This is a genomic window from Microbacterium azadirachtae (assembly GCF_000956505.1).
Lineage (GTDB): Bacteria > Actinomycetota > Actinomycetes > Actinomycetales > Microbacteriaceae > Microbacterium > Microbacterium azadirachtae_A.
Genome location: NZ_JYIX01000035.1, coordinates 105,347 through 128,757, shown reverse-complemented (window position 1 = coordinate 128,757; position 23,411 = coordinate 105,347). Strand labels below are relative to the sequence as shown.

18 protein-coding genes and 1 riboswitch are annotated in these 23,411 nt (G+C 70.1%); of the genes, 9 read left to right on the top strand and 9 right to left on the bottom strand.

Features of this window, described 5'->3' with window-relative positions:
* Nucleotides 1-4 precede the first annotated feature (4 nt).
* The 7 genes from RS86_RS10700 to gcvT form a co-directional block, all read right to left on the bottom strand.
* On the bottom strand, nt 5-1,678 hold the full coding sequence (locus tag RS86_RS10700) for a dipeptide ABC transporter ATP-binding protein (RefSeq protein ID WP_045272225.1): 1,674 nt from the start codon (nt 1,676-1,678) through the stop codon (nt 5-7).
* Nucleotides 1,675-2,619 (bottom strand): ABC transporter permease, encoded by a 945-nt coding sequence (locus RS86_RS10695; RefSeq protein ID WP_045272224.1) that lies wholly within the window; start codon nt 2,617-2,619, stop codon nt 1,675-1,677. The genes RS86_RS10700 and RS86_RS10695 overlap by 4 nt, the downstream gene beginning before the upstream one ends.
* Nucleotides 2,609-3,538: an ABC transporter permease gene (locus tag RS86_RS10690; protein WP_045272223.1), complete on the bottom strand. Its 930-nt coding sequence runs from the start codon at nt 3,536-3,538 to the stop codon at nt 2,609-2,611. The genes RS86_RS10695 and RS86_RS10690 overlap by 11 nt, the downstream gene beginning before the upstream one ends.
* A gap of 174 nt (nt 3,539-3,712) precedes the next feature.
* Nucleotides 3,713-5,341 carry a peptide ABC transporter substrate-binding protein gene (locus RS86_RS10685; RefSeq protein WP_045272222.1) on the bottom strand — a complete coding sequence of 543 codons (1,629 nt, stop codon included), beginning with the start codon at nt 5,339-5,341 and terminating at the stop codon, nt 3,713-3,715.
* A 196-nt stretch (nt 5,342-5,537) separates the two neighbouring features.
* Nucleotides 5,538-8,354, bottom strand: a complete 2,817-nt coding sequence (gcvP, locus tag RS86_RS10680; RefSeq protein ID WP_045272353.1) for an aminomethyl-transferring glycine dehydrogenase — start codon at nt 8,352-8,354, stop codon at nt 5,538-5,540.
* Nucleotides 8,355-8,410: 56 nt separating this feature from the next.
* Nucleotides 8,411-8,788: a glycine cleavage system protein GcvH gene (gcvH, locus tag RS86_RS10675; protein ID WP_045272221.1), complete on the bottom strand. Its 378-nt coding sequence runs from the start codon at nt 8,786-8,788 to the stop codon at nt 8,411-8,413.
* Entirely contained in the window at nt 8,785-9,891 is a 1,107-nt protein-coding gene (gene gcvT / locus RS86_RS10670) for a glycine cleavage system aminomethyltransferase GcvT (protein ID WP_045272220.1), read from the bottom strand. The genes gcvH and gcvT overlap by 4 nt, the downstream gene beginning before the upstream one ends.
* A 254-nt stretch (nt 9,892-10,145) precedes the next feature.
* A riboswitch (glycine riboswitch) is annotated at nt 10,146-10,239 on the bottom strand.
* A 153-nt stretch (nt 10,240-10,392) separates the two neighbouring features.
* Here gcvT and RS86_RS10665 point away from each other — a divergent pair.
* From RS86_RS10665 to RS86_RS10635, 7 genes are all read left to right on the top strand, one after another.
* Complete coding sequence (locus tag RS86_RS10665) at nt 10,393-11,121, top strand: NUDIX hydrolase (protein ID WP_045272219.1); 729 nt, start codon at nt 10,393-10,395, stop codon at nt 11,119-11,121.
* A complete protein-coding gene (nadA, locus tag RS86_RS10660) occupies nt 11,118-12,437 on the top strand; it encodes a quinolinate synthase NadA (protein WP_045272218.1) in 1,320 nt (439 codons plus the stop codon). Before RS86_RS10665 ends, nadA begins: the two co-directional genes overlap by 4 nt.
* A complete protein-coding gene (gene nadB, locus RS86_RS10655) occupies nt 12,437-14,008 on the top strand; it encodes an L-aspartate oxidase (RefSeq protein WP_045272217.1) in 1,572 nt (523 codons plus the stop codon). Before nadA ends, nadB begins: the two co-directional genes overlap by 1 nt.
* Nucleotides 14,008-14,892, top strand: coding sequence for a carboxylating nicotinate-nucleotide diphosphorylase (gene nadC / locus RS86_RS10650; protein ID WP_045272216.1), 885 nt, complete (start codon nt 14,008-14,010; stop codon nt 14,890-14,892). Before nadB ends, nadC begins: the two co-directional genes overlap by 1 nt.
* 1 nt (nt 14,893) lies before the next feature.
* The gene (locus tag RS86_RS10645; RefSeq protein ID WP_045272215.1) at nt 14,894-16,075 is read left to right on the top strand and encodes a cysteine desulfurase family protein; all 1,182 of its coding nucleotides are present in this window, start codon (nt 14,894-14,896) and stop codon (nt 16,073-16,075) included.
* A 9-nt stretch (nt 16,076-16,084) separates the two neighbouring features.
* Entirely contained in the window at nt 16,085-17,026 is a 942-nt protein-coding gene (locus tag RS86_RS10640) for a glycosyltransferase family 2 protein (protein WP_045272214.1), read from the top strand.
* Between the two features lie 65 nt (nt 17,027-17,091).
* A complete protein-coding gene (locus RS86_RS10635; protein WP_045272213.1) occupies nt 17,092-17,865 on the top strand; it encodes an SDR family NAD(P)-dependent oxidoreductase in 774 nt (257 codons plus the stop codon).
* Between the two features lie 27 nt (nt 17,866-17,892).
* Here RS86_RS10635 and RS86_RS10630 read toward each other — a convergent pair whose 3' ends face one another.
* Nucleotides 17,893-19,767, bottom strand: coding sequence for an ABC transporter ATP-binding protein (locus RS86_RS10630; RefSeq protein ID WP_200892788.1), 1,875 nt, complete (start codon nt 19,765-19,767; stop codon nt 17,893-17,895).
* A 290-nt stretch (nt 19,768-20,057) separates the two neighbouring features.
* On the opposite strand from RS86_RS10630, the gene RS86_RS10625 reads away from it, so the two are divergent.
* Together RS86_RS10625 and RS86_RS10620 are read left to right on the top strand one after the other, a co-directional pair.
* The gene (locus RS86_RS10625) at nt 20,058-21,548 is read left to right on the top strand and encodes an MDR family MFS transporter (RefSeq protein ID WP_045272211.1); all 1,491 of its coding nucleotides are present in this window, start codon (nt 20,058-20,060) and stop codon (nt 21,546-21,548) included.
* A gap of 400 nt (nt 21,549-21,948) precedes the next feature.
* Nucleotides 21,949-22,857 (top strand): hypothetical protein, encoded by a 909-nt coding sequence (locus RS86_RS10620; protein WP_045272210.1) that lies wholly within the window; start codon nt 21,949-21,951, stop codon nt 22,855-22,857.
* A 243-nt stretch (nt 22,858-23,100) separates the two neighbouring features.
* Here RS86_RS10620 and RS86_RS20635 read toward each other — a convergent pair whose 3' ends face one another.
* Nucleotides 23,101-23,274 carry a hypothetical protein gene (locus RS86_RS20635; RefSeq protein ID WP_160299686.1) on the bottom strand — a complete coding sequence of 58 codons (174 nt, stop codon included), beginning with the start codon at nt 23,272-23,274 and terminating at the stop codon, nt 23,101-23,103.
* Nucleotides 23,275-23,411 lie beyond the last annotated feature (137 nt).

Here is a 23,411-nt window from a genome sequence, read left to right as displayed (position 1 = left end):
GAACTCACGCGCCGCGACCACCCAGGGTGATCGAGACGCCGGGGATGGCCTGGAGCAGACGCTCCGTGTACTCCTCCTGCGGGTTGGCGAAGATCTCGTCCACCGTTCCCTGCTCGACGAGCTTGCCCTTCTCCATCACGCAGACCATGTCGGCCGCGACGCGCACGACGGCGAGGTCGTGCGTGATGAACAGGTAGGTGAGGTCGAGCTCGTTCTGCAGCTCGGCGAGCAGCTTCAGGATCTGATCCTGCACCAGCACGTCGAGCGCGGAGACCGCCTCGTCGAGGACGACGATGTCGGGCTTGAGCGCCAGAGCACGCGCGATCGCGACGCGCTGGCGCTGACCGCCGGACAGCTCGTTCGGGTACCGCGTGGCCAGCTCGCTCGGCAGCGAGACCTGGTCGAGCAGCTCCAGGACACGCGCATGCCGCGAGGCCTTGTCCCCGACGCCGTGGATGTCCAGCGGCTCCGAGATCGTGTTGCCGATGTTGCGCAGCGGATCCATGGATCCGTACGGGTCCTGGAACACGGGCTGCATGCGGCGGCGCAGCGCGAGCGTCTCCCGCCCCGACAGGCCGGACACGTCCGAGCCGTCGATGTGGATGGACCCGGAGGTCTGCTCCTCGAGCTTCAGCACCATCTTCGCCACGGTCGACTTGCCCGAGCCGGACTCGCCGACGAGCGCCAGCGTCTTGCCCTTCGGGATGTCGAACGAGACGTTGTCGACGGCACGGAACGGAACGCTGCGGAACTGGCCCTGACGGATCTTGTAGTCCTTGGTGAGGTCCCGCACGGAGACCGTCGGCGGGATGCCGGCGATGTCGTCGCTCGTCTCGATGCCCCGGCGCTCCGCGACCGCCTGGATGCGCTGCGACGCGATGCTGGGGGCCGCGGCCACCAGCTTCTTCGTGTACGGGTGCAGCGGGTTCTCCAGGATCTCGCGGCTCGGCCCCGCCTCGACGATCTCGCCGTTCTGCATGACGATGATCTTCTCCGCGCGCTCGGCCGCGAGGCCGAGGTCGTGCGTGATCAGCAGGACCGAAGTGCCCTTCTCCTTCGTCAGCGACGCCAGGTGATCGAGGATCACGCGCTGCACGGTCACGTCGAGCGCCGACGTGGGCTCGTCCGCGATGAGCAGCTTCGGGTCGGCCGCGAGGCCGATGCCGATCAGCGCGCGCTGACGCATGCCTCCGGAGAACTGGTGCGGGTACTGGTGCAGACGCTTGGCCGCGTCGGCAAGACCGGCCTGCTGCAGCACCTCGATCGCACGGGCCTCGATCTCCTTGCGCCCGGATGCGAGGCCGTTCGCACGGATCGCCTCCTTGACCTGGAAGCCGATCGACCACACCGGATTGAGGTTGGACATCGGGTCCTGGGGCACGTAGCCGATCTCGCGACCGCGGATCTTCTCCATCTGCGCCTCGTTGAGCCCGGTCAGCTCCTGGCCGTCGAGCGTGATGCTGCCCGCGGTGACGTGTCCGGTGCCGGGCAGCAGGTTGACGATCGCGGACGCGGTCGTCGACTTGCCGGATCCGGACTCGCCCACGATCGCGAGCGTCTCGCCCGCGTACAGCTCCAGGTTGATCCCGTGCAGGACCTCTCTCGAGCCCTTCTGGGTGTCGAACGCGACCCTGAGGTCACGGATCCGCAGCAGCGGCGTGTCGGCGGTCGCGCTCATCGACGAGCCCTCGCTCTCGGGTCGAGGGCGTCTCGCACGAGCTCGCCCAGCATGATGAACGCGAGCACCGTGACGGTCAGCGCGATCGACGGGTAGATGAGGGCCATCGGCGCCACGCGCAGGGACTGCTGCGCCTGGCTGATGTCGTTGCCCCAGCTCATCGTGTCGCTGCCGAGCCCGACCCCGAGGAAGGACAGTGTCGCCTCGGCCACGATCGCCGCCGCGAGGCTCAGCGTCGTGACGACGAGCAGCGGAGCGATCGCGTTCGGGATGACGTGCCCGATCATGGTGCCGAACCGGGACTTGCCCAGCGCACGCGACGCCATGACGAAGTCGGCCTGGCGCACCCTCAGCACTTCGGCGCGGACCACGCGGGCCGTGGAGGCCCAGGCGAACCCGCCGATCGCCAACGCGAGCGTGAACACGTTGCGGAACTGCGCGAACACGCTCATCACGACGACGGCCGCGAGGATGTAGGGGATCGAGAAGAAGATGTCGCCGATGCGGGACAGCAGACCATCCAGCCACCCGCCGTAGAAGCCGGCCAGGGCGCCCATGATGAGGCCGATGACCGATCCGATGAGCGTCGCGATGATGCCGACGGAGACCGAGGTCCGCGCGCCCCATACGGTCCGCGCGTAGATGTCGCAGCCCTGGAACGTGAAGCCGAGCGGGTGCCCGGCGGTCGGACCTCCGTTGGAGTCGGACAGCTGGCAGTTGCTGTTCGGCGGGGTCTGCGTGAACAGCGTCGGCCAGACCGCCATCAGCAGCACGATGAGCACGATGACCACGGAGACCCAGAACATCGGCCGGCGCCGCATGTCCGCCCAGGCGTCGCGCCACAGGTTCGAGGGCTTCTCCGCGATCTTGACCACGTCGACGGCGATCGTGCCGTCCTGGATGGGAGCGACGTAATGCGTCGCGCTGGTGTCACCGGACATAGCGGATCCTCGGGTCGAGCAGGCCGTAGAGCATATCGACGACCAGGTTGACGAGCACGTAGATGATCACGAACACCGTCACGAAGGAAACGACCGTCGAGCCCTCGTGCTGTCGAATGGCTTGGAAGAGAGTGTTGCCGACGCCGGGGATGTTGAAGATGCCCTCGGTGACGGTCGCGCCCACCAGCAGCACGCCGAAGTTGGTCGCGGAGTTGGTGATGACCGGGATCAGCGAGTTGCGCAGCACGTGCACCGGGATGACCCGGCGCCGCGGCAGGCCCTTGCTGTACGCGGTGCGCACCCAGTCCTGGTTGAGCGTGTCGATGACGGAACCGCGCATCAGGCGCATGCTCACCGCGTAGAGGCTGAGGCCCAGCACGATCGCGGGCAACCACATGTCGCCCCAGTCGTTCGTCGCGCCGACCGTGGGACTGAACCACTGCAGTTTGACGGCGAGGAAGTACTGCGCCAGGAACGCGATGACGAAGATCGGCAGCGAGATGAAGAACAGCGACAGCACCAGCATCGAGTTGTCGAAGATCTTGCCCTTGCGCAGCGCCGAGAACGTCCCGATGATGATCGCGAGCGTGAACTCGATCCCGATCGCCATGACCGCGAGTCGACCCGTCACCGGCAGCGTCGCCGCGAGCACGTCGTTCACGGAGCGTCCGGAGAACGTGGTCCCCATGTCGCCGCGGAAGATCCCGGTCAGGTAGTACCAGTACTGCACGATGAACGGCTGATCGAGGTGGTACTGCGCGACGAGCGCGTCATGCAGCTGCTTGCTCGGCTGCTTGTCGCCGAAGAGCGCCGCGATGGGGTCGCCAGGCATGGCGAACACCAGAAAGTAGATGAGCAGGGTGGCCCCGATGAAGACGGGGATCACCTGCAAGAGGCGTTTGAGGATGTAACCGACCACATTCGCCCTCCCTCCAGATGAGGAGGCGTCTCGGGTACCCGCACGATCGGTGCGGGCGTGACGCCTCGTTGAGAGAATCGTGTCACGTGTTCGACGTGCACGACACTGTTTTCGACAGCGCGCGAGGCGGTGACGTGGTCGTCACCGCCTCGCGGGTGTGATCCCTGGGGCTGATCAGCCCTTGGTGATCTCGTAGTACAGCGGAACCGAGTTCCATCCGAACTGGACGTTGTTCACGCCCTTGGCGAAGCCGCCGTTCACGTTCGAGTACCAGAGCGGGATCGCCGGGAGGTCCTTGAGCAGCAGCTCCTGGGCCTGGGCGTAGTCCTTCGTGGCCTCGGACTGGTCGGTCGCCGAGGCGCCCTTCGCGACCAGCTTGTCGAACTCGGGGTTCGAGTAGTCGGTGTCGTTCGACGACGCCTTGGTGCCGTAGATCGGCTGCAGGAAGTTGTACTGCGCCGGGTAGTCGGCCTGCCAGCCGGTGCGGAACGCGGTCTGGATGGTGCGCGCGTTCACGTCCTTGCGGAGAGCAGCGAAGTCGACGTAGGGGTTGCCCGATGCGTCGATGCCGAGGTTGTTCTTCAGCTGGTTGGAGACCGCGTCGACCCAGGCCTGGTGCGAGGAGTCGGAGTTGTAGGCGATCTGGAACTTGCCCTCCCACGGCGAGATCTTGTCGGCCTGAGCCCACAGGTCCTTCGCCTTCTTCGCGTCGAACTTCAGCACGTCGGCGCCCTGGAGGGAGTCGGACCAGCCCGCGATGACCGGCGAGGTGAAGTCGCTGGCTGGGGTGCGGGTGTTGTTGAAGATCGTCTTCGTGATCGCGGCGCGGTCGATGGCCATGGAGATGGCCTCGCGACGCAGCTTGCCCTCGTCACCGGTGAAGTGCGCGGCGTTGCCCGGGATCGAGAACGACTGGAAGATCGCGGCCGGCTGGTTGACGGCACGGTCGCCCAGGTCGGACTCGAACGTCTGCTGCGCGGACGCCGGGATCAGGTCGATCACGTCGACCTTGTCGCTCTGCAGGTCGGCGTACGCCGCGTCGGCCGTCGCGTAGAAGATGAAGTTCACGCCGCCGTTCTTGGCCTGACGTCCACCCTTGTAGGAGTCGCTCTTCACGAGGTCGAGCTCGACCTTGTGCTGCCACGCGCCCGCCTTGGCGAACTTGTAGGGTCCGTTGCCGATCGGGTTCTCGCCGGCCGTCGCCATGTCCTTGAGGGACGCCTCGGGCAGCGGGTAGTAGGCCGAGTAGCCGAGACGCTGCGAGAAGTCCGCGGCGACGGGGTTGGCCAGCTTGATCGTGAACGTGTAGTCGTCCACCTTCTTCAGGCCGGTCAGCTCGGAGTCGGCGGAGTCGCTGAAGCCCTCGATGTCGCTGAACCAGGACTGGTTGAGCTGCTTGTTGGAGAACTTGGCGCCGTACTGCCAGGCGTTGATGAAGCTGTCGGCCGTGACCTTCTCGCCGTTGGAGAACGTGTTGCCCTGCTTCACCTTGACCGTCAGGTTGTTGGCGTCGTCGACCTTGATCGAGTCGGCCATGTCGTTGACGAGCTTGCCCTTGGCGTCGTAGTAGGCGAGTCCCGCGAAGAGGGAGTCGAGGATCTTTCCGCCGCCGACCTCATTCGTGTTGGTCGGGATCAGCGGGTTCTCGGGTTCGCTTCCGCTGACCTTGATGACGGCGGTCGAGTTGCCGCCGGCCGACGCGGTGGCGTCTCCGCCACCCGACTTGCTGGAGCAGCCGGCGAGGGCGAGTGCGCCCACCGCAAGCAGCCCGATGCCCGCGAGGGCGATCTTGTTGCGCTTCACGTTGTGTCCTCCTGTGGACAGTTGACAGCAAACTGCGCACTCGTCGTCGAGTGCTCAGGGATAACTGAGCCTAACCGCCGATCCGCCGATCGCACGAATGCGTACCGTTAACCGTTACTTACTGGTGACCTGACACGACGAGGCGCCCTGGGACCGTTCCCAGGGCGCCTCGTCGTACTTCCGGCTCGCGCGGTTCCTACAGCGCGAACGCCTCCACCGGCGGGCACGCGCAGACCAGGTTGCGGTCTCCGTATGCGTTGTCGATGCGGCGCACGGGCGGCCAGTACTTGCCCGCGATGAGCGCGTGCGTGGGGTACGCGGCCTTCTCGCGGGTGTAGGCGTGGTTCCACTCGCCCATCAGCAGCGATGCCGCGGTGTGCGGTGCGTGCACGAGCGGGTTGTCGTCGGCCGGCCAGACGCCCGCGGCGACCTCGTCGGCCTCCGCCCTGATCTGGATCATGGCCTCCACGAAGCGCTCGAGCTCTCCGAGATCCTCCGACTCCGTGGGCTCCACCATGAGCGTGCCCGCCACCGGGAACGACATGGTCGGCGCGTGGAAGCCGTAGTCGATGAGTCGCTTTGCCACGTCGTCGACCGTGATCCCGGTCGCCTCCTTGAGCGGACGCAGGTCGAGGATGCACTCGTGCGCCACCCGGCCCTGCTCCCCCGAGTACAGCACGGGGTAGTGGTCGCCGAGGCGCGCGGCGACGTAATTCGCCGCGAGCACCGCGGCCGCCGTCGCGTCGCGCAGGCCGTCGGCGCCCATCATCCGCACGTACGCCCACGAGATCGGCAGCACGCCGGCGGATCCGTACGGCGCCGCGGAGACCGGTCCTCCCTCGAAGACGTGGCCGCCCGCGTGCGCGGTGCGCTGCGCCTGCGGGTGTCCCGGAAGGTACGGCGCGAGGTGCGCCTTGGCCCCCACGGGCCCGACACCGGGGCCGCCGCCGCCGTGCGGGATCGCGAAGGTCTTGTGCAGGTTGAGGTGCGAGACGTCGCCGCCCAGGTCGCCGAACCGGGAGTAGCCGAGCAGCGCGTTCAGGTTCGCGCCGTCGATGTAGACCTGGCCGCCGGCCGCGTGCACCGCCGCCGTGATGTCGAGCACGTCGTGCTCGTACACGCCGTGCGTGGACGGGTAGGTGATCATGAGCGCGGCGATCTCGTCGGCGTGCTGCGCGATCTTGGCGCGCAGGTCGTCGAGGTCGACGTTGCCCAGCTCATCGGTCGCGACGACGACCACCTTCATGCCGGCGAGCACCGCGGAGGCCGCGTTGGTGCCGTGCGCGGAGGACGGGATCAGGCACACGGTGCGGTGATCGTCGCCGTTCGCGAGGTGGTAGCCGCGGATCGCGAGCAGGCCGGCGAGCTCACCCTGCGATCCGGCGTTCGGCTGCAGGGAGACCGCGTCGTAGCCGGTGACGTCGGCGAGCCAGGCCTCGAGCTGGTCGATGAGCTCGAGCGAGCCCTGGACGTCGGCCTCGGGGGCGAACGGGTGCAGCTGCGCGAACTCGGGCCAGGTGATCGCGGCCATCTCGGTCGCGGCGTTGAGCTTCATCGTGCAGGATCCGAGCGGGATCATGCCGCGGTCGAGCGCGTAGTCGCGGTCGGCGAGGCTCTTCATGTACCGCATCATGGCGGTCTCCGAGCGGTGCGCGTGGAACACGGGGTGCGTGAGGTACTCGTCCTGGCGCGCAAGGGCCGCGGGCACGCTCGTGACAGGGATGTAGGCGAACGAGCCCTCCCCCGCGCCGAACACCGTGGCCACGGCGAGGATGTCCTCGTAGGTCGTGGTCTCGTCGGCGGCGATGCTCACCGTGTCCGCGTCCACCGGGTTCAGCAGGATCCCCGCCGCGTGGGCGTCCGCGACGACCGCGTCGGCCCGGCCGGGGATGCGCACCGTGATCGTGTCGAAGTAGTCCGCGTGCACGATCTCGGCGCCGGCCTTCTCCAGCTGCGTGGCGAGGAAGCGCGCCTTCGATGCGACGCCGGACGCGATCTCCTTCAGCCCCTCCGGGCCGTGGTACACCGCGTACATCGACGCCATGACGGCCAGCAGCACCTGCGCGGTGCAGATGTTCGACGTCGCCTTCTCGCGCCGGATGTGCTGTTCGCGGGTCTGCAGCGCGAGGCGGTAGGCCGGGTGGCCGTCCGCGTCCTGCGAGACGCCGACGAGGCGACCAGGCAGCTGACGCTCCAGCCCCGAGCGCACGGCCATGTAGCCGGCATGCGGGCCGCCGAAGCCCATCGGCACGCCGAAGCGCTGCGTGGTGCCCACGGCGACGTCCGCACCGAGCGAACCCGGCGAGGCGATCAGGGTGAGCGCGAGCAGGTCGGCCGCGACGACCGCGAGGCCGCCGGCGAGGTGCGCCGCGTCGATGACCGCGGAGGGATCCCAGATCCGTCCCGAGGCGCCCGGGTACTGCACGAACACGCCGAACAGGTCCTCGGGCAGCGTCTCGCCGCCGGCGAGATCGCGCTCGACGAGCTCGATCCCGAGCGCCGACGCGCGAGTGGCGAGGAGCGCCTTGGTCTGCGGCAGCGCGTCGGCGTCGACCACGAACGTGTGGGACGCGGCCTTGGATCCGCGCCGCGCGAGCAGCATTCCCTCCGCGACGGCGGAGGACTCGTCGAGCATGGACGCGTTCGCCGTGTCGAGGCCCGTGAGGTCGGACACCATGGTCTGGAAGTTGATCAGCGCCTCCAGGCGGCCCTGCGAGATCTCCGGCTGGTACGGCGTGTACGCCGTGTACCAGGACGGGTTCTCCAGGACGTTGCGCTGGATCACGCTCGGCGTGAGCGTGCCGTAGTAGCCCAGGCCGATCATGGGGCGGTTCACCGTGTTGCGGTTCGCGAGCACGCGCAGCTCGGCGAGGGCCTCTGCCTCGCTCGCCGCGGCCGGCAGCACGCTGACACGGTCGGCGGCCGAGCGGATCGAGGCGGGGACGGCCTCGCGCATGAGGGCGTCGACGGGACGCTCGTCGGCGCCGTACGCGATGCCGATCGCGTCGAGCATCGCCCGCTGGGCGTCGGCGGTGGTGCCGATGTGACGGTCGAGGAACGCGGTCACTCTCAGCCCTCCGTGTGGGCGACGTAGGCGTCGCGGTCGAGGAGACCGTCGACCGCGCCCGCCGCGACCGAGATCTTGACCAGCCAGCCGCCCTCGAACGGGGCGGAGTTGACGAGCGACGGGTCGTCGATGACGGCGTCGTTGATCTCGAGGACCGTGCCGTCGACCGGCGCGTAGAGCTCGGAGACGGACTTCGTCGACTCGGCCTCGCCGAAGACGTCTCCGCGGCTGAACGAGGTGCCGACGGCGGGCAGCTCGACGAAGACGATGTCGCCGAGGGCGTCGGCGGCGAAGTCGGTGATGCCGATGGTCGCGGACTCGCCGTCCACGGCGACCCACTCGTGCTCTTCGCTGTAGCGCAGGGTGTTCAGATCGGTCATTTCTTCCTCCGGTAGAAAGGCAGGGCGGTGATGGTCGCGGGGATCTTCGTTCCGCGGACATCGAGGAACAGGGGGACGGAGCCCTCGGCGACCGCGGGGTCGACGAAGGCCATGGCGATGGGGTGGCCGAGCGTGGGGCTCAGGGCGCCACTGGTGATCTCGCCGATCACCGCACCGTCCTCGGTCACGACCGCGTACTCGGCGCGACCGGCACGGCGGCCCTCCGCGGCCAGGCCGACCAGCACGCGCGCACCCTCGGCGGGGGTGGTGCCGCTCTTGCCGACGAAGCTCTCCTTGTCGGAGACGACGACGCGGCCGAGCCCGGCCTGGGCCGGCTTCGTGTCGCGGTTCAGCTCGTGACCGTAGAGCGGCATTCCGGCCTCGAGGCGCAGCGTGTCGCGCGCGGCGAGGCCCGCGGGGACGAGTCCGTGCTCCGCGCCGGCGACGACGACCGCATCCCAGAGCGCGGCGGCATCCTCCGCGGCGACGAGGAGCTCGAAGCCGTCCTCGCCCGTGTAGCCCGTGCGCGCGAGCAGCAGCGGCTTGCCGTTGTAGACCGCGGTCGCCCAGGCGTAGTACTTCTGCTCCGCCCAGGGGATCGAGACGTCGTCGATGCCGGGGGTGCCGGCGAGGATCGCTTCGGCGTTCGGTCCCTGCACCGCGATGAGGGCGTAGTCGTCGGAGACGTCCTCGACGGCGACCTCGCGGTCCGTCGTGCGGGTCAGGAGCGCCTCGCGCACGGCGTCGCGGTTGCCCGCGTTGCTGATGATGAGGAAGTCGTCGTCGCCGAGACGGTAGACGATGACGTCGTCGATGATCCCGCCGTCCTCGGCGAGCAGCAGCGAGTACTTCGCCTTGCCCACCGCGAGCGCGGACAGCCGGCCGGCCAGTGCGTAGTCGAGGTACTCCCCCGCGTCGGCGCCGATGATCGTGAACTCCGCCATGTGCGAGATGTCGAAGATACCCGCGCTCGCGCGCACCGCGTGGTGCTCGGCGAGGTCGGACGTGTAGCGGACCGGCATCTGCCAGCCGCCGAAGTCGGTGAACGATGCTCCCAGCGCCTCGTGGCGCTCCCGGAGCGGGGTGTAGCGGGGGTCTGTCATGGAGCTCTCCCGTGCGGATCGGTGAGAACCCGCGCGGCGCGCGGATCCGAGAACTCCCCCTCTGTCATAGGCCTGAGAGCTTCGCCCTGGCACCTCGAGGGGGCGCTGGGCTTTCACCGTCGGCGGATCCGTCGTGAGGCAAGAAGAGGTGGAGATCCGCGAGGGTCTGATCACCGGGGTTTCGGCTCGGGCGCCTTCGGCGGCCTCGCTCAACCTGATTTCTTGCTTCGCTCGAAATCACTTTCCAGAGCGGCCGGGTCAGCGCGGTGCGGTTACCTGAGAGATTGGCGGGGAGGCTTGCTCCTTCGGTGTCCGGCCACGATCACCGGACTCTCCCGCACAGACCATGCGGCCACGTGTTCAATTGTGCGCGCTCATCCTATCGCGACGAGGGCCTGCCGCGGCAGCACCGCGAAGACCTGCGTCCGCACTTCGTTACGTCATGGACTCGCCTTCTGGTCGGAATGACTCTAAGATCGGACCCCGGAGGTTAAAGTCACGGTGACCAGAAGCGAAGGATCCGAGGACGGCATCCGCCTCGCCGTCTCGACGGTGATCCTCACGATGCGCCGCGACGGCAGCGCCGCCCCGCGCATCGCCCTGCCTCTGGTGCGCCGCACGCGCGCCCCGCATGCCGGCGACTGGGCGCTCCCCGGCGGATGGCTCGACGTGCGCGAGGGCCTCGCGGCAGCGGCCGCGCGCACGCTCGCCGAGACCACGGGCCTCGCCCCCAGCTACCTCGAGCAGCTCTACGCGTTCGGCGCCGTGGACCGCGCCCCCGGCCGGGTGATCTCGGTCGTGTACTGGGCGCTGCTGCGCGAGGATCTCGTCGACCAGCAGCTGGCGGAGCGCCGGTCGGCCGGTGTGGAGATCGAGAACGTCGAGTGGTTCGACGCCTCCGACCTGCCCACCCTCGCCTTCGATCACGCGCGCATCGTCGAGTACGCGGCATGGCGACTGCGCAACAAAGCCGGATACAGCCGCGTGGCACAGGGATTCCTGCCTCCGGAGTTCACGCTGGCCGACCTGCGTGAGGCGTACGAGACGATCCTCGGTCGCAAGCTGGATCCCGCGAACTTCCGCCGCCAGGTCGACGCGACGCGGACCCTGATCCCCACCAACGCGTTCCGCACGGGCAGCCATCGGCCGGCCCGGCTGTACCGCGATGCCACCGACGTCGAGCTCGCCGATCGCGGCCCGCTCGCCTCCGACGAGACGAGGACCTCATGAGCACCACCTCTCTGCACTCACCGATCGATCCGTCCGTCGACCACGCACTGCGCCTGATCGTCACGGGAGCTTCCACCGAGTCGACCTGCACGACCGATCTCGCCGCGGGTCCGTGGAACTTCGACACGATCCCCGGCTACGGCCCCGGATCCTCCATGGGCGACGTGATCCCGACCGGTGCGCCCCGCCAGGGAGAGCTCCCCTCCTCCTACCGAGAGGCGGACGAGGACGAGCTGCACGACCGGATCCGCGCGGCCAAGGCGACCCTCGGCGAGCGCGTCGTCGTGCTCGGGCACTTCTATCAGCGCGAGGAGGTCGTGCGGCACGCCGATCACGTGGGCGACTCGTTCCAGCTCGCAGGGTTCGCGAAGCAGCACCCTGACGCGGAGGCCATCGTCTTCTGCGGCGTGCACTTCATGGCCGAGACGGCGGATCTGCTCTCCGGAGAGGACCAGGCCGTGATCCTGCCGAACCTCGCGGCGGGCTGCTCGATGGCGGACATGGCCGACATCGACCAGGTCGAGGACTGCTGGGAGCAGCTCGCCGATGTCCTCGGCCCGCTCGACGAGCCGGATGCCGACGGGCTCGTACCTGTGATCCCGGTCACCTACATGAACTCCTCGGCCGCCATCAAGGGTTTCGTGGGCCGGCACGGCGGCATCGTGTGCACCTCCTCGAACGCCCGGACCGTCCTGGAGTGGGCGTTCGCCCGCGGACGCCGTGTGCTGTTCTTCCCGGACCAGCACCTGGGCCGCAACACGGCGAAGGCGATGGGTGTTCCGCTCGCGCAGATGCCGATGTGGAACCCGCGCCGCCCCCTCGGCGGATCCACCGCGGAGGAGCTGCAGGATTCCCGCGTCATCCTCTGGCACGGCTTCTGCTCGGTGCACCGCCGCTTCACGGTCGCCCAGATCGACCAGGCCCGCGCCGAGCACCCCGGGGCGCGCGTGATCGTGCACCCCGAGTGCCCGATGGAGGTCGTCGACGCCGCGGACGAGGCCGGCTCCACCGACTTCATCCGCAAGGCCATCGCCGCCGCGACAGAACCGACGACCTTCGCGGTCGGCACCGAGATCAACCTCGTCCGACGGCTCGCGGCGGAGTATCCGCAGCATGAGATCTTCTGCCTGGATCCGGTGGTCTGCCCGTGCTCGACCATGTACCGGATCCACCCTGGCTACCTCGCCTGGGTGCTCGAAGAACTCGTGGCAGGGCGCACCCCGAACCGGATCACGGTACCCGCGGACGTGGCGGACCCGGCGCGGGTCGCGCTCGAGCGCATGCTGGCGGCGCGCCCTCCGGTGGCGGTGGCCTGATGACGGCCTCCCGCGAGCGCCGCGCCGCCGAGGCGCTGCACGTGCTCGTGATCGGCGGCGGGATCGCGGGCCTCACCGCGGCGCTGCACGCGCACGAGGCCGGGCACCGCGTCGACGTCGTGGTGAAGGACGCCCTCGGTGACGGCGCGACCGCGCTCGCTCAGGGAGGCATCGCCGGGGTGTACGGCGTGGACGCCGACGGCGTGGCCGACTCCCCCGCCGCGCACGCCGCGGACACGCTCGCCGCAGGGGCCGGCCTCTCGGATGCTGCGGTGGTCGACGTGCTCGTGGGCGAGGCGCCGGCACGGATCGCCGAGCTGGTCGCCCGGGGCGTGCCCTTCGATCGCGACCCCCAGGGGCGGCTCCTGCGCGGGCTCGAGGCCGCGCACTCCGCGGCGCGGATCGCGCATGCCGGCGGCGACGCGACGGGAGCGGCGATCTCCGCCGCGCTCGTGCGCGCCGTGCGGGATGCGGGCATCGCGGTGCGCGAGCACACGATGCTCGTGGACCTGATCGTCGAGGATGCGGCGGTGCGCGGAGCGCGCCTCCTCGCCGCCGGAAGGATCGTGGAGGTCTCGGCGGACGCCGTGATCCTCGCGACGGGCGGTGCGGGCCGGTTGTTCCGGCACACCACGGCCCCGGCGGTCTGCACGGGCGACGGCATCGCGGCCGCCCTGCGCGCGGGCGCCGCCGTCGCCGACCTGGAGTTCATGCAGTTCCACCCCACGATCCTGGCCGCGCCTGGGCCCGCGTTCCTGATCTCCGAGGCGGTGCGCGGAGAGGGGGCGACGCTCATCGACGACGACGGAACGCGCTTCGCGTTCGACGCGCACCCCGACGGCGAACTCGCCCCGCGAGACGTGGTGACGCGGGCCGTCGTGCGCCGCGCACGCGAACAGGGTCATCCGGTGCGTCTCGATGCCACGGCGTTGGGCGCGGAACGTCTCGCCCGGCGCTTCCCCACGATCGACCGGGTGACGCGGGAGCGCGGCTTCGACTGGGCCCGAGAGCCCATTCCGGTCACACCCGCCGCGCACTACCTCATGGGCGGCGTGGTCACCGACGCCGAGGGTCGCAGCACGCTGCCCGGCCTCTACGCGGTCGGCGAGACCGCACGGACGGGCGTGCACGGCGCCAACCGGCTCGCCTCGAACTCACTGCTCGAGGGAGCCGTGTTCGGCGCACGCGCCGCGGCGGCGCTGGGAACGGTCGCACCGGGGCCCCGCGTCGCCGCCGATGTCCCGGAGCGGACGCCCCTGGCCGGCGATGCCGATCGGGCTGCGACAGCGGATCCGTTCTCCCGCACCGCCCTGCAGGACCTCATGTGGGATCTCGTCGGCCCCCTGCGCTCCGTCGAGGGCCTGGAGGAGGCGCGGGCGACCGTGCGCTCCTGGCGGCCGTCGGAGGATCTGACCCGCACCGCGGTCGAGGACCGCAACCTGCTCCAGGTCGCCCGGGCCATGATCGACGCCGCGCTCGCCCGGCCGGTCTCGGTCGGCGCGCACCACCTCCTCGCCTCTTCCCGTCCGGTCTCCATCGCGGATCCGGCCCCCGCCCTGATCGGAGTCTGATGCTCACTTCCGCTCTCCTCACCCGCGTCGTCGGTGCCGCCCTCGAAGAGGACGCCCCGTGGGGCGATCTGACGAGCACGGCGCTGCTGCCCGCCGACGCGACCGCGACCGCCGACCTCGTCGCGCGCGAGCCCGGCGTGCTGGCCGGCGGCGACGTCTTCGCCGAGGCGTTCACGCTCACGGATCCGACGACTGTCGTCGACCTGCACGTCGCGGACGGCGACGCCTTCGCGGCCGGCGACGTGCTCGCGACGGTCACCGGATCCGCCCGCAGCCTGCTCACAGCCGAGCGCGTGGCGCTGAACTTCACGCAGCGCCTCAGCGGCATCGCGACGCTGACCGCCGCCTACGTCGCCGCGGTCGAGGGTGCCGGCCCCGACGGCAAGCGGGTGCGCATCGCGGACACCCGCAAGACCACCCCCGGCCTGCGCGCGTTCGAGCGGCACGCCGTGCTCGCCGGCGGCGGGCGCAACCACCGGTTCTCGCTGTCCGATGCCGTGATGGCCAAGGACAACCACCTCGCCGTGCTGAGTCGCGGCGGACGCGACCTCGCCACCGCGCTGCGCGAGGCGATCGAGACGCTGCCGCACACCACCCACGTCGTGGTCGAGGTGGACCGGCTCGACCAGATCCCTGCGGTCCTGGAGGGCGGCGCGCACACCGTGCTGCTGGACAACTTCTCCCTCGAGGATCTGCGCACCGGCGTCGCGCAGATCGACGGCCGCGCGACCGCGGAGGCCTCGGGCGGCGTCAACCTCGACACCGTGCGCGCGATCGCGGGCACGGGGGTCGACGTGATCTCGGTGGGCGCCCTCACCCACTCCGCGCGCGCTCTCGACCTCGGCCTCGACGTGCGGATCGACGCCGGTCCGCGGATCGACTGAGATGACCGGTCCGCTCTACCTCGATCACGCGGCGACCTCGCCCGTACGGCCCGAGGTGCTCGAGGCGATGGCCCCGTTCCTGACTCGGACGTTCGGGAACCCGTCGAGCCACCACACCGTGGGCGAGGCGGCGAGCGCGGCGCTGGAGGACGCCCGAGCACGGGTGGCCCGCGTGCTCGGGATGCGCACGGGCGATGTGGTCTTCACCGCCGGCGGCACCGAGGCGAACAACCTCGCGGTCAAGGGCATCGTGCTGGCCGCACGGTTCCCGAGCGACGAGCGCAGCGACGAGACGAGGGGCGGCCGGGGCCGGCCGCACGTGATCACGACGCCGATCGAGCACGAGTCGATCCTGGAGTCGGTCGCATACCTCGCGCGCTTCCACGGCGTGGAGGCGACCCTCGTTCCCGTCGACGGCCGAGGACGGGTGGATCCGGCCGCTGTCGCCGCGTCGACCCGCGATGACACCGCGCTGGTCGCGATCGGGCATGCGAACAACGAGATCGGCACGGTCCAGGACGTCGCGGGCATCGCCACGGCCGCGGCCGCGCGGGGCGTGCCGCTGCATGTGGACGCCGTGCAGTCCGCGGGCTGGCTGGCGCTGTCGGGCCTCGGCGCCGATTCGATCGCGATCGCCGGTCACAAGCTGGGCGCTCCCAAGGGCATCGGCGCGCTCGCTGTGCGCGGACGCGTGCCGCTCGAGCCCCTCGTGCACGGCGGAGGACAGGAGCGCGGACGCCGCTCCGGCACCGAGAACGTGGCCGGGGCTGTGGCCCTCGCCACGGCGCTCGATCTGGCCGAGGGCGAACGCGCCGACACCGCCGTCCGCGTGGGCGCGCAGTCCGCGCGACTCATCGCCGGCATCCTCGCGGCGGTACCCTCGGCGCGCCTGACCGGCGACCCGGAGCAGCGGCTGCCCGGCACCGCGAGCTTCACGTTCGCCGAGGTCTCGGGTGAGGCCGTGCTGCTCGAACTGGAGCGGCGCGGCGTGGTGTCGTCCAGTGGATCGGCGTGCGCTGCCGGCAGCGACGAGCCCTCCCACGTGCTGCTGGCCTGCGGGATCGACCCCGTCGTCGCGCAGACCGCGGTGCGCTTCACGCTCGGCCGCGCGGGGCTTCCCGGCGACGGGCCCGATCGGCTCGCAGGACTCGTCGCCGACGCCGTGGCCGCCGTGCGCTCCTAGACTGGCGAGGTGCCCGCTCCGCTCGTGACCGTGATCGTGCCCGGTCGCGACATCGCCGACTTCGCCCCTGCCGCTCTCGCTTCACTGCGCGCGCAGACCGAGAGCTCCTGGCAGGCGATCCTCGTCGACGATGGCTCGCGGGACGACACCGGCCGGATCTTCGAGGCCGCGACGCGCGAGGATCCCCGGTTCACCCTCCTGCGTCACGAGCGTTCGCGGGGCCTCGGAGCTGCGCGCAATGCCGCCCTCGATCTGGTCGACACCGAGTACCTCGGCTTCCTCGACGGCGACGACGAGCTCACCCCGACAGCTCTCGAGCGGATGACCGGCACTCTCGCCGCGACCGGCAGCGACTTCGTGACGGGCGCCTACGTGCGCTCCCGCTGGGACGGCCGTGGCTACGCGGCCGGACGGGTGCAGCCATGGGTCGCCGCGGCGACGGATCCGGAGCGCCTCGGGACCACGGTCTTCGCGCATCCGGCGGCATCGGCGAACATCGTGGCGTGGTCGAAGGTGAGCCGCACGGCGTTCTGGCACGATCTCCGGTTCCCGGAGGGCGTCGCCTACGAGGACCAGATCGTGGCGCAGCGGATGTACACGACCGCACGCGCCTTCGACGTCATCCCCGATGTGGTGGTGAAGTGGCGGCTGCGCGAGAACGGCACCTCGATCACACAGGGCAAGCACCGCGTCCGCGTGCTTCGCGACTACCTCACGGCGCTGCGCGGCGGCATCGAGGTGCTGCATCAGGCGGGCGCGCGCGCCGCGGTGGCCGCTAGGCTCGACCTCATCCTCGCGATGGACGTGCCGCCGCTCCAGGAGATCGCCGGCACCCACCCCGACCCCGCGTATCCCGCGGCGGTCCGAGCGTTCCTCGAAGAGCTCGAGGCACTCCCCGAGTTCGCCGACGCCCGCGTGGATCACACCCTCGCCGCCGCGCTGCACTGGTAGCCGCGGCCACTGCCAGGACGGCCGGCGCGCCCACGCGCATCGAGCCGCCCGGAATCAGGACCACCATGAACGACTACCTCTCCGAACTCTTCTCCCTCGACGGCCGCACCGCCGTGGTCACCGGCGGCAGCTCCGGCATCGGCCGCGGCATCGCGACCGCACTCGCCCGGGCCGGCGCCGCCACGGTGATCGTCGCGCGCGGCGCCGAGCGGATCGAGGAGACCGTGCGCGAGCTCACGGACGCCGGCTGCCGCGCCGCCGGCGTCGTCGGCGACCTCGGCACCCGTGACGGGATCCGTGCGGCGGGCGAGGCGGCGGCTCTGCCGTTCGGCGAGCCCGACATCCTCGTGAACTCGGCCGGCATCAACATCCGCCCCGCCTTCGCGGACATCACAGAGTCCGACTGGGACGCCACGATGACCGTGAACGCGCTCGCCCCGTTCCTGCTCGGGCAGAGGTACGCGACGGGCATGGCGGAGCGCGGCTACGGCCGGCTCATCCACATCAGCTCGCAGCAGGCGCACCGGGCGTTCGTGGGCAGCGGGATCTACGGCGTGTCGAAGGGCGCGATCGAGTCCCTGATGCGCTCCGAGGCCGAGGCGTGGGGCGGTTCAGGGGTCACCAGCAACACGCTCGTCCCCGGATTCGTGCTGACGCCGCTCAACGCCCGACTGCAAGAGGATCCGCAGCAGATCGCGGCGCTCGCCGCCCGTACGATGATCGGCCGCAACGGCCTGCCCTCCGACTTCGCCGGTGCCGCCGTGTTCCTCGCCGGCGCCGGATCCGCTTACGTCACGGGGCACTCGCTCTTCGTCGACGGCGGGCTGAGCGCGCACTGAGCGCGCTCGGCTCCGGCGCTCTGGCGATCAGGCCGAGCGGATATCGTCGTCGATCCGGGCGGCGGCCACCTGCTGCGCCGCGAGGTCGGCGTAGAGCCCGCCCTGCGCGAGCAGCTCGGAGTGCGTGCCCGACTCGATGATGCGCCCCTCCTGCACGACGTGGATGACGTCCGCGCCGATCACGGTGGACAGCCGGTGCGCGATCGTGAGCGTGGTGCGCCCCTTGGCCGCCTCGTCCAGCGCCTCCTGGACTACCCGCTCGGAGACGGTGTCGAGCGCCGACGTCGCCTCGTCCAGCAGCAGCACGGGCGGATCCTTCAGCAGCACCCGGGCGATCGCGATGCGCTGCTTCTCGCCGCCCGAGAGCCGGTAGCCGCGCTCCCCCACCACGGTGTCGTAGCCGTCCTCGAAGCCGGCGATCACATGGTGGATGTTGGCGGCCGTGCACGCCGCGACGAGCTCCTCGTCGGTCGCGTCCGGTTTGGAGTAGACGAGGTTCTCCCGGATCGTGGCGTGGAACAGGTAGGTCTCCTGAGACACGATCCCGATCTCGTCGATGATCGACTCCTGCGTGAGGTCGCGCACGTCGGCGCCGTCGAAGAGCACCGCACCCTCCGACGCCTCGTAGAGCCGCGGCGCGAGGTAGAGGATCGTCGTCTTGCCGGCGCCGGAGGGCCCGACGAAGGCCACGTGCTGTCCCGGCTCGGCCGTGAACGAGATCCCCTGCAGGGTGTCGCGCCCGGCGGACGACGCGTCAGGGTAGCGGAACCGCACGCCGCGGAATTCGAGGCGTCCGCGCGGGCCGGGCGCGGCCGTCGCGGACTTCGCATCCGGCGCGTCCTGGATCTGCGGCACCAGGTCGAGGTACTCGAAGATGCGCGCGAACAGCGCCTGCGACGTCTGCACGTCCAGCGCGACGCGCATGAGCCCGATGAGCGGCATGAGCAGGCGCGCCTGCACGGTCGTGAAGGCCACGATCGCGCCGGCGGTGATCGTTCCGGTGCCGCCGGCGACGAGGAATCCGGCGACGAGATAGATGATCGCGGGCACGCTCGACATCAGCACGGACACCACGGCGAAGAAGCCCTGCCCGCTCATCGCGGTGCGCACCTGCAGGCGGATCTGGGTGCGGTTCTGCGCCTGGTAACGGGCCGACTCGGAGCGCTGGCGGTTGAACGACTTGGAGAGCAGGATCCCCGACACGCTCAGCGTCTCCTGCGTGATGGAGGTGAGCTCGGACAGCGACTCCTGCGTCTGTCCGGCGATCCGCGCGCGCACCTGCCCGACCCGGCGCTGCACGAGCACCAGGATCGGCATGACGCACACGGCGATGATGGTCAGCCGCCAGTCCAGCAGGATCATCGCGACGAGCGAGGCGATCACCGTGACGGTGTTGCCGAGGATGCTCGTGACCGTGCTCGTGAGCACGCCGGAGACGCCGCCGACGTCGTTCTGCAGACGGGACTGGATGACACCCGTCTTCGTGCGGGTGAAGAAGCCCAGCTCCATCGACTGCAGGTGCTCGAACAGTCGCACGCGCAGATCGCCCGTGACGCTGTTGCCGACGGTCGAGGTGAGCCAGGTCTGCACGACGCCCAGTCCGGACGAGAGCAGATACAGGCCGATCATCGAGACGACCAGGACCACCAGCAGGTCGAGCTGCGGTCCGCCGCCGCCGTGCGGGAACAGCGCGTCGTCGAAGACCTTCTGCACCAGGAGAGGCGGGATGACGCCGAGCGCGGCTCCGACGATCACGAGCAGGACCGTCATCAGGATCCGGTTCCGGTACGGCCGGAACAGTCCCACGACTCTGCGCCCGAGGTCGGGGATGCGGGGCGCGTCCGCGTTCTGCTTGCGCTGCGCCGCCTCGTCCACGGGGCGGCCGCCTCGCACGCCGCCCATCCTGGCCATCATGCTCATCCGCCCACACCCCTGACCGCCGCCGGTCGCCCGCGCCGTCGGCACCTGCCGTTCTCTGCTTCGGGGCAAGCGTATGTCCGAGCGGGGACGTCGCGGCGCAGCCGCCGGACGCGTCCGCTCAGGGCGCAACGCCCACGGTCGGACGCTGCCCTCGGCAGCGCGGGCTTCTGCGGAGCCGATCCGGGAATGGAATGTCCGACCCTGTGGTTAGCCTGGGAGTCGCTCGCCGTTCCGCGCAGCTTCCCCCTCGAAACGCTTTCCCGGAGGAGCGCATGTCTGCTACACACACCGATTCCGTGCCCACGAGCGCAGGATCCTCTCTCATCCCCCGCCGCGACATGGCGGTCATCTGGGTGCTCCTCGCCGCCGCCTTCGTCGCGATCCTCAACGAGACGACGATGAGCATGGCGATCCCGCACCTCATCGACGATCTCAAGATCACGCCCCTCGCCGCGCAGTGGGTGACGAGCGCGTTCATGCTGACCATGGCGGTCGTGATCCCCACGACCGGCTTCCTGTTGCAGCGCTTCACGACGCGGCAGATGTTCCTCGGCGCCCTTGCGCTGTTCTCCGTGGGAACGCTGATCGCCGCGCTCGCACCCGGTTTCACCGTGCTGCTCATCGCCCGCGTCGTTCAGGCCTCCGGCACGGCGATCATGATGCCGCTGCTCATGACGACGCTGATGAATCTGGTCCCCTCGGCGAGCCGCGGCCGGATGATGGGGCGCGTCAGCATCGTCATCTCGCTCGCGCCCGCGATCGGGCCCACGCTGTCGGGCTTCCTGCTCGATCACTTCAGCTGGCGCGCGATCTTCGTGGTCGTGCTGCCCATCGCGCTGGTCGCGATGCTGATCGGCTGGCGTTTCCTGACGAACGTCGGCGAGCGCACCAACGCGCCCCTCGACGTGCTCTCGATCGTGCTGAGCGCGTTCGGCTTCGGCGGTCTCGTGTTCGGCCTCAGCCAGATCGGTGCCCTGGCGGGCGGCGGCGGAACCGCCGCTCCCCTGGTGATCTCGCTGATCGTCGGCGTGGTGGGGCTCGTCGCGTTCCTGTGGCGGCAGATCATCCTGCAGCGCAAGGACGACGCACTGCTCGACCTGCGCGTGTTCGCCTCGCGCGACTTCACCCTGTCGATGGTGCAGATGTTCCTGCTGTCGCTCGCGTTCTTCGGCACGCTCACGGTGATCCCGCTGTTCCTGCAGAAGGCGCTCGGCCTTGAGACCACGGAGGCGGGGCTCGTGCTGCTGCCCGGGGCGCTCGCGATGGGTCTGCTCGGTCCGGTGATCGGGCGGATCTACGATTCCCGGGGCACCAAGGTCCTGCTGATCCCCGGCTCGATCCTCACGGCCGCGTCGCTGTGGTTCTACACGACGCTCGCCACCACGACCCCGGTGTGGATCGTGCTGGTGGCGCAGACGCTGCTGTCGATCGGGCTCGCCCTGTCGTTCACCCCGCTGTTCACCGCATCGCTGGCGTCGCTCAAGCCGAAGTTCTACTCCTACGGCAGTGCGGTCATCGGCACCGTGCAGCAGGTGGCGGGTGCGGCCGGCATCGCGGTGATGATCGCGGTGTTCACGCTGATCGTGAACGCGAACGGCGGCACCGAGGTGCCCGACGCCGTCGCGGCCGGTTCGCGCAGCACGTTCGTGATCGGCGCGGTCATCGCGACCGTGACGATCCTCGGCGCGTTCGTCATCCGCAAGCCCGAGGACCAGCCGGACGAGGCAGGCTCCGCCGAGGGCTCCGCCCCCGCGATGCACTGACCCCGGTCGGTTCCTCGCTGCGTCGTCCTGTTCCGCTTCGTTTCGGTTCGCTCCTCTCGGTTCCGCTCCGTTCGGTTCGCTTCTCTCCGTTCCACTCTGTTCGAGTCGTCCCCGTCAGCGCACGCCATAGGCCCCGCTGGCGGGGACGACTCGGTGGTTGGGGCAGCACGCTACCGAAGTTGCGGCGCCCAGATCCGACTGACGCGGAGCACCGTATCCCGAGTCGTCCCCGTCAGCGCACGCCATAGACCCCGCTGGCGGGGACGACCTGGTGGTTGGGGCAGCACGTTTCCGAGTCGTCCCCCTGAGCGCACGCTATGGGCCCCGCTGACCGGGACGACTCGGTGGGTTGTGGATAGTTTCCGCGCCGACTCGCCGTCATGCGGCACGCTTGCGTGGCATGGGATGGCGCGAGGTCGCACGCACACAACAGGGGCTGATCACCCGGGCTCAGCTTCTCGCGCTCGGGGTGACCCGGGGCATGATCCGGCATCGGATCTCGACGGACCGCTGGGTCGCACGATCGTCGCTCGTGATAGGCACGACGACCGGCGAGCTCACCCGAGCACAGCTCATGCGGCTCGGCGTCCTGCACGCCGGCGGTGCCGCCCTCATCGGCGACCTCACGGCGGCGGAGCTCGGTGGGCTGCGCAACTGGCATCGCGACGCGGTCACCGTGCTGGTCCCGCAAGGCCGTGAGCTCGGACCTCCACTGGAAGGGATCCGCTTCGTCGAGACGCGGCGCCCCCTGAGAACGATGAGACAACCCGACCTCGACCTGCCCGTCTGCCGGCTCGAACCCGCCCTGCTCCATTTCGCGGCATATCAGCCCTCAATGCGTACGGCCGAGGGACTGGTCGCAGCGGCCGTGCAGCAGGGACTCACGACGCCGGAGCTGCTGCACGAATGGGTCGATCGGATGCGACCCCTGCGGTGGGCGCGGATGTTTCGTCAGACGTTGTGCGAGATCGCCGACGGATCCCAGTCGGTTGCGGAGCTCGACGTGCTGCGGATGTGTCGCGAGTACGGGCTATGCACACCGCGGCAGCAGACCAAGCGTCGGGATGCGCGCGGGCGGATCCGGTTCACCGATTGCGAATGGCTGCTGCCCGATGGGCGAACCCTGGTGCTGGAGGTCGACGGAGCGTTCCACATGGAAGTCGAGCACTGGGAGGACGACCTCGCCCGCCAGCGAGCACTCGCCGCGCACGACCGCGTGCAGATCCGCTGCACTGCACGGGAGCTCCGGGACACCCCGGGGGCCATCGCTCACGACCTCCGGCTGCTCGGCGTCCCCCGCGCCGCCTGACACCGTCGCGCCCAGGTCCGGATGCGGCCAGCACCCACTTTCGAGTCGTCCCCGCGAGCGCACCCCGTAGGCCCCGCTGACAGGGACGACCCGAAAGACGGGAAATCACAAACCCGAGTCGTCCCTACGAGCGCACCCCATAGCCTCCGCTGACGGGGACGACTCTGAAGTGGTAGCGCTGAGGCGGGAGCGGCGAAGCGGGAGCGGCGAAGCGGGGAGGCGCCGGGGCGGCGAGGGGGGCGGTCAGGCCTTCGAGCCGGGGAGACGGCAGACGCCGTCGATGCACAGTCCGGCGTCGGCGGCATCGAGGCCCGGGAACAGCGCCAGGCCGCCCGGCAGGACGCCCGGAGCAGCACCGTTCGTCGGGCGCTCGGCGTCCGCGGAGGTCTGCTGCTCGGATTCGGCTGCGGTGGTCATCCCTCGATGCTACGCCCGTGTGCGGCAGGGGGCGCCGTTGAGGCGTTTGCCCCATGCCGCCGGTTGCGCGCCGGGCGTAGTCTGCGCTCGTGCGCCGGGGTTTCGCCGCCCGCGAGAACGCCCCGACGCGGATGCGA

What these genes read in the sequence shown, in the direction of transcription:
- RS86_RS10700 (WP_045272225.1), bottom strand. Translation starts at nt 1,678, where the DNA reads ATGAGCGCGACCGCCGACACGCCGCTGCTGCGGATCCGTGACCTCAGG.
- RS86_RS10695 (WP_045272224.1), bottom strand. Translation starts at nt 2,619, where the DNA reads ATGTCCGGTGACACCAGCGCGACGCATTACGTCGCTCCCATCCAGGAC.
- gcvP (WP_045272353.1), bottom strand. Translation starts at nt 8,354, where the DNA reads ATGCTCGACGCGATCGGCATCGCGTACGGCGCCGACGAGCGTCCCGTC.
- gcvH (WP_045272221.1), bottom strand. Translation starts at nt 8,788, where the DNA reads ATGACCGATCTGAACACCCTGCGCTACAGCGAAGAGCACGAGTGGGTC.
- gcvT (WP_045272220.1), bottom strand. Translation starts at nt 9,891, where the DNA reads ATGACAGACCCCCGCTACACCCCGCTCCGGGAGCGCCACGAGGCGCTG.
- nadA (WP_045272218.1), top strand. Translation starts at nt 11,118, where the DNA reads ATGAGCACCACCTCTCTGCACTCACCGATCGATCCGTCCGTCGACCAC.
- nadB (WP_045272217.1), top strand. Translation starts at nt 12,437, where the DNA reads ATGACGGCCTCCCGCGAGCGCCGCGCCGCCGAGGCGCTGCACGTGCTC.
- nadC (WP_045272216.1), top strand. Translation starts at nt 14,008, where the DNA reads ATGCTCACTTCCGCTCTCCTCACCCGCGTCGTCGGTGCCGCCCTCGAA.
- RS86_RS10645 (WP_045272215.1), top strand. Translation starts at nt 14,894, where the DNA reads ATGACCGGTCCGCTCTACCTCGATCACGCGGCGACCTCGCCCGTACGG.
- RS86_RS10635 (WP_045272213.1), top strand. Translation starts at nt 17,092, where the DNA reads ATGAACGACTACCTCTCCGAACTCTTCTCCCTCGACGGCCGCACCGCC.
- RS86_RS10630 (WP_200892788.1), bottom strand. Translation starts at nt 19,767, where the DNA reads ATGGGCGGCGTGCGAGGCGGCCGCCCCGTGGACGAGGCGGCGCAGCGC.
- RS86_RS10625 (WP_045272211.1), top strand. Translation starts at nt 20,058, where the DNA reads ATGTCTGCTACACACACCGATTCCGTGCCCACGAGCGCAGGATCCTCT.
- RS86_RS10620 (WP_045272210.1), top strand. Translation starts at nt 21,949, where the DNA reads ATGGGATGGCGCGAGGTCGCACGCACACAACAGGGGCTGATCACCCGG.
- RS86_RS20635 (WP_160299686.1), bottom strand. Translation starts at nt 23,274, where the DNA reads ATGACCACCGCAGCCGAATCCGAGCAGCAGACCTCCGCGGACGCCGAG.